At 61.6% G+C, this 4,548-nt stretch carries 6 protein-coding genes; 3 read left to right on the top strand and 3 right to left on the bottom strand.

Features of this window, described 5'->3' with window-relative positions:
- Positions 1–12 precede the first annotated feature (12 nt).
- Positions 13–162 (top strand): hypothetical protein, encoded by a 150-nt coding sequence (locus VZP09_RS10120; protein WP_002907802.1) that lies wholly within the window; start codon positions 13–15, stop codon positions 160–162.
- An 87-nt stretch (positions 163–249) separates the two neighbouring features.
- On the opposite strand, the gene VZP09_RS10115 is transcribed toward VZP09_RS10120, so the two are convergent.
- Complete coding sequence (locus tag VZP09_RS10115) at positions 250–1,086, bottom strand: MBL fold metallo-hydrolase (RefSeq protein WP_004180178.1); 837 nt, start codon at positions 1,084–1,086, stop codon at positions 250–252.
- Between the two features lie 7 nt (positions 1,087–1,093).
- Positions 1,094–1,609, bottom strand: a complete 516-nt coding sequence (locus VZP09_RS10110) for a hypothetical protein (RefSeq protein WP_087791540.1) — start codon at positions 1,607–1,609, stop codon at positions 1,094–1,096.
- A 155-nt stretch (positions 1,610–1,764) separates the two neighbouring features.
- Between VZP09_RS10110 and VZP09_RS10105 the strand changes: the two genes are divergently transcribed.
- Complete coding sequence (locus VZP09_RS10105) at positions 1,765–2,649, top strand: LysR substrate-binding domain-containing protein (RefSeq protein ID WP_002907799.1); 885 nt, start codon at positions 1,765–1,767, stop codon at positions 2,647–2,649.
- Here VZP09_RS10105 and VZP09_RS10100 read toward each other — a convergent pair.
- A complete protein-coding gene (locus tag VZP09_RS10100) occupies positions 2,646–3,572 on the bottom strand; it encodes an AraC family transcriptional regulator (RefSeq protein ID WP_032415064.1) in 927 nt (308 codons plus the stop codon). The two genes, VZP09_RS10105 and VZP09_RS10100, sit on opposite strands and share 4 nt — an antisense overlap.
- Before the next feature lie 98 nt (positions 3,573–3,670).
- Here VZP09_RS10100 and VZP09_RS10095 point away from each other — a divergent pair, with 98 nt between their 5' ends.
- Entirely contained in the window at positions 3,671–4,423 is a 753-nt protein-coding gene (locus VZP09_RS10095; RefSeq protein ID WP_102000478.1) for an SDR family oxidoreductase, read from the top strand.
- Positions 4,424–4,548: the final 125 nt, after the last annotated feature.

Raw genomic sequence — 4,548 nt, 5'->3', positions numbered from 1 at the left:
AGGAGCGTTTTTATGGTCATTGCAACTCGTAAGCCTCTGTGCAACAAACGCTGGTCGGCCAGCCCGGCCTCCCAGGATCTTCAGTTGACTCAGCTACGTCACCCGTGGGTCGCCACCAAAGCTAGCTGCAAAAGTAAAAAAGGCTGGAAGAGCCGCGGTTAACGGCTCGTCCACTTTCCCGGACAAAACGCCCCGGTCGTGCTCATGCCGCAACCCGGGTTTTACTGTGGTCATTGTTCTGCTCAACGATCACACCGAGCGCAGACAATAGCCTGAGGCGGTGTTCTCCACTCTGGCGAATCCCGGCAGGCCAAGATGCATACCGGCAATCAACCACCGTTCGCTGGCGGCCTGGCGCAGCAGGATCTCCCTGGTACGCCGGGCCTGTTCAGGATCGACGTCGAAGGCGACCGAGGCTTCTGGCCGCGCAGACTGAATGGACGGGAAATGGACGATATCCCCCCAGATCAGCAGCGAGGTATCGCCCGCTTCGAGACGATACCCGGTATGCCCGGGCGTATGGCCGGGCAGAGGGCACGGGCGGATCCCGGCGATCACCTCCTCATCATCAACCCCGCTGATTTGCGCCGCGCAGTTCGCCAGTACACGGCGAACAAGCAGCACGTTGCGCCGGCCGCGATCGCTGGCGTTGTCGAACGTGGATGTTGCCAGCCAGTAAGCGCTTTCCCGCGTAGGCAGGAACACCGTGGCGTTGGGATACGCTGGCGTACCAGCGGCGGACAGCAGGCCGCCGATATGGTCCGGATGGGCGTGGGTGAGAAGGATGGCGTCGATCTCCTCGGGACCAACGCCGAGCCGCGCCAGATTGGCGATAAGTTCGCCGCCAACGCCATTGGCTCCGCCGGTGCCGGTATCCACCAGCACCGTATTCCCGCGACCGCGGATCAGATAGGCGCCAATCGCAATGGTCTCTGGTGAGGCTAATCCTGAATGCCGCTGCAGATGTTCCGCCTCCTCCCGTGAGATACCCGAGAGTAAGGACAGCGGCGCTGACATCAGACCATCACTCACGGCAGTCACCGTCAGGTCGCCAGCGGTCAACGTATAAAAGGGAGCAGGTGACATGGCGACCTCACGCGCGCTGCGCCGGGTTGCGTAACCGGGCGGTGATGGGCTGATAGATAAAGACGGCGGCAGTCGTGGCCAGGTGATGCAGGTTGTCTCGTGGGACGATGGCGGCATACCGGCTTTGTTCGGTCGCCAGGCCGCCTGGCTGCAGGAGTATCGGCGCAGCGACGGGCAAGTCCTCCGCGGTATCGCCCAGCAGCAGCACTTCATCCGGGGCAACCTCCCGCAGCGTATTATTCGTTAGATAGAGATGGCGATGCCAGTCGGCGATCGCCGATTGCCAGCGGGCAAAATGGCCGCCGCCGTTGCGGCGGTAGGCGTCGCTGTCGATGACGGTAGCATCGTGGATATCGTGCAGCGCCAGGAAGCAGGGGCAGCCCTCGCTGAGAGCGCGGAAGCGCTGGGAGGCGTAGAAACCGGGCACAGAGACCAGCGCCGGTAGTTTTTCCTGATTGTAAAAGGTATTCCACGCCGCTTCGCTTTGGGGATCGGTGTAGGCGCATTCGACGACATAGAGCATAGTGACCTCGATGAACAGATGATGTNCGCACAAGGCGCTTTAGTGAGTTTTCATCATCCTATCGGCTAAAAATGGCGCTGAAAAACGATGTTAATTCAAGGATTAGTGATATTCTGTCACTGACTTTCGGTGAGCCTGCACAAGGAGCATTGGCTATGCGTCGTAAAATCCCCAGCAGCGCTGCGCTACTGGCTTTTGAGGCCGCGGCTCGTCACGGCAACTTTGCCCGCGCGGCGGCGGAGCTCGCGTTAACGGAAGGGGCCATCAGCCGGCAGATTGCCCGTCTGGAAGCGCTCCTCGACAGTAAACTCTTCGACAGGACGGGGAGCCGGGTGCGGCTCAATCCGGCAGGCGCCCGCTATGCTCGTCAGGTCCGCGAGATCCTCGCTCGTCTGGAACGGGACACCCATGACGTCAGCGGGATGCCCGTCGATGGCCGCAGCCTGGAGATCGCCGTGCTCCCCACCTTCGCCAGCCGCTGGTTAATTCCCCGGCTCGGGCGCTTTGCGGCGCAGCATCCGCATATCGTGGTCAATATCGCCGCCCGCAGCGATCCCTTCATTCTGCCGGGAAGCGGATTTGATGCCGCCATCCATTTTGAACACCCGGCGTGGACCGGAATGGAGGTGACGTTTTTATTTGCGGAGTATTTGCTGCCGGTCTGCCATGCTGCGCTGCTGACGGATGACGATCTTCCGGGGCTGCTTAACCGGCTAACGCGCATTCACCGGCGGCAAAACCCGGACGCCTGGCTGCACTATGCCCGCGAGTGCGGTCTGGCGCTGGATAACCCCGCCCAGGGGCCGCGCTACGATCTGCATGAGATGGCGATCGCCGCGGTACTTAGCCAGCAGGGTGTGGCCCTGGTGCCGAAGATGTATGTGGAAAGCGAGCTGAGCGCCGGAACGCTGGTTGCCCCGTGGCCGGGCTCCCCGACGCTGGCTAAGCGCTTCTGCTTGATCAAACCCGGCGGCGGGGAGGGGGAGCCAGCGCTGCAGATGTTTGAGCGCTGGCTGCAGACGGAGATTGCGGCAGGTTAAGTCAGAGCTGGCCGGGAGACATTTAGCGCCGCCCGCTGGCGGGCATATTTGCCCGGCGATATCCCGGTATAACGGGTAAAAGCTACGCTGAACGCGCTGGCCGAGCCATAGCCGATGCGCTCGGCGATATCCGCAATGCTGATGCCCGTCTCGCTCAGCCACTGCATGGCCAGGGTCATTCGCCAGCCTAACAGATAGCCCATCGGGGTCATCCCGGTCAGGTCGGTAAAGCGTTCAAATAACGTCGAGCGAGACAGCGCGCAGTCGGCGGCCAGGGCGTTGACCGTCCAGCGTCTGGCGGGGGCCTGATGCAGCAGACGGATTGCCTGGGCGACCCGCGGGTCGCTCAGCCCGCGCATCAGACCGGGGGTCGCGAGCGTGCCGGAGGAACGGATGGCCTCGATAAAAAGCAGCTCAACCATCCGCGCCAGAACGAAAGATTTGCCCGCGCGATCCGCCTGCGCTTCCTCTTTCAGCAGCCCGACAAAGGTGGCCAGCCGCGGTTGATTGCGGATCACCACAAAGGCTGGCAATAGCGAGGCCAGCAGGCTGGCGTTCGTTGAACCGGAAGCGCAGTGGCCAATCAGCGCCTGCATCTGCGCAGGCTTGTCGAGGACGCCCAGCCGAAAGTGTCCCTCCGCCAGTTGCACCGGGATGGTTTCCAGCGCCGGTGAAGGAGGCGGGGTCAGGCTGGTTAGCGAGAAGCGGTACGCCGCCGGGATCAGAATAAAATCCCCGGCGCGCAGGATCTGCGGCTCATGCTGGTCAATTTCCAGCCGACAGCCGCCTTCCAGCACGACGCCATAAAATGACAACCCCTGATCCGAGCGCCGGACTCGCCAGTCTCCCGCCCCCTCGATGGTTTTGGTCAGCACCGCTCTGAGATTTAACATCGCGATGACCTCCGCCAGCGGATCGCTCATTTCCGGACTCCTGCTAAAGAATGATGGATTATTGACCCTATATCGTCCGGCACGGCCTGTCTATGATGAAAAGGAAGAAGCCATTCGGAGACAGAGATATGCAAACGATAATGATCACCGGCTGTTCATCGGGTTTTGGCCTGGAGACGGCGCGTTATTTTCTCGAACAAGGCTGGAAGGTTATTGCCACGATGCGCGCTCCGCAGGAAGGTTTGTTACCCGCCAGCGACCGCCTGCGGCTGGTACGTCTTGACGTCACTTCGGCGCAGAGTATCGCAGAGGCCATTGCCGAAGTCGGAGAGATTGATGTGCTGGTTAACAACGCCGGGGTGGGGATGCTTAATGCCCTGGAGGGCGCCCCGCGCGAGGCGATAGCCAACCTGTTTGCCACCAATACCCTGGGAACGATTGCCATGACCCAGGCGGTGATCCCCCGGTTCAGAGCGCGCCGAAGCGGGACCATCGTTAATATTACCTCGGCGGTCACCCTGCAACCGATGCCCCTGCTGGCTGTCTACACCGCGAGTAAGGCGGCGGTGAATGCCTTCATGGAGTCGCTGGCGCTGGAGCTCCTTGCTTTTAATATTCGCGTCGGGCTGATCCTCCCGGGACGCGCCCCGCAGACCCGGTTCGGGGAAAACGCCCGCCGGACGATGGGACAGCTCCCGGAGAGCTATGCGGCGCTCGGCCAGCAGATCTTCGACAGCATGCAGGATAACGCCAGCGTGACGCAGGCGACCGATGTCGCTCAGGCCGTCTGGCGAATGGTGCACGATCCTGATGCCCCTTCGCGGCTGCCGGCAGGGGAAGACGCCCTGGCGATGGCGCAGGCCAGTCATCGCCTTGTCTGAAGGCAATATGCGGGACTTGTCTGTCAGACGGTGGGTGCGCAAGCTGCCGCTGCGCTTTATGGTCGGGGAATATTATCTCTGTCAGGATCGCCTGGATAATATGAGCTGTTATACGATATNCGGTC

Origin of the sequence: Klebsiella sp. EMBS2024, from assembly GCF_036233805.1 — a bacterium.
Lineage (GTDB): Bacteria > Pseudomonadota > Gammaproteobacteria > Enterobacterales > Enterobacteriaceae > Klebsiella > Klebsiella pneumoniae.
Note: the sequence above shows the minus strand (reverse complement) of the source record. Positions and strands in the feature narration are given on the sequence as shown.

Coding starts and splice junctions, on each gene's coding strand:
- VZP09_RS10120 (WP_002907802.1), top strand. CDS start 13: ATGGTCATTGCAACTCGTAAGCCTCTGTGCAACAAACGCTGGTCGGCC.
- VZP09_RS10115 (WP_004180178.1), bottom strand. CDS start 1,086: ATGTCACCTGCTCCCTTTTATACGTTGACCGCTGGCGACCTGACGGTG.
- VZP09_RS10110 (WP_087791540.1), bottom strand. CDS start 1,609: ATGCTCTATGTCGTCGAATGCGCCTACACCGATCCCCAAAGCGAAGCG.
- VZP09_RS10105 (WP_002907799.1), top strand. CDS start 1,765: ATGCGTCGTAAAATCCCCAGCAGCGCTGCGCTACTGGCTTTTGAGGCC.
- VZP09_RS10100 (WP_032415064.1), bottom strand. CDS start 3,572: ATGAGCGATCCGCTGGCGGAGGTCATCGCGATGTTAAATCTCAGAGCG.
- VZP09_RS10095 (WP_102000478.1), top strand. CDS start 3,671: ATGCAAACGATAATGATCACCGGCTGTTCATCGGGTTTTGGCCTGGAG.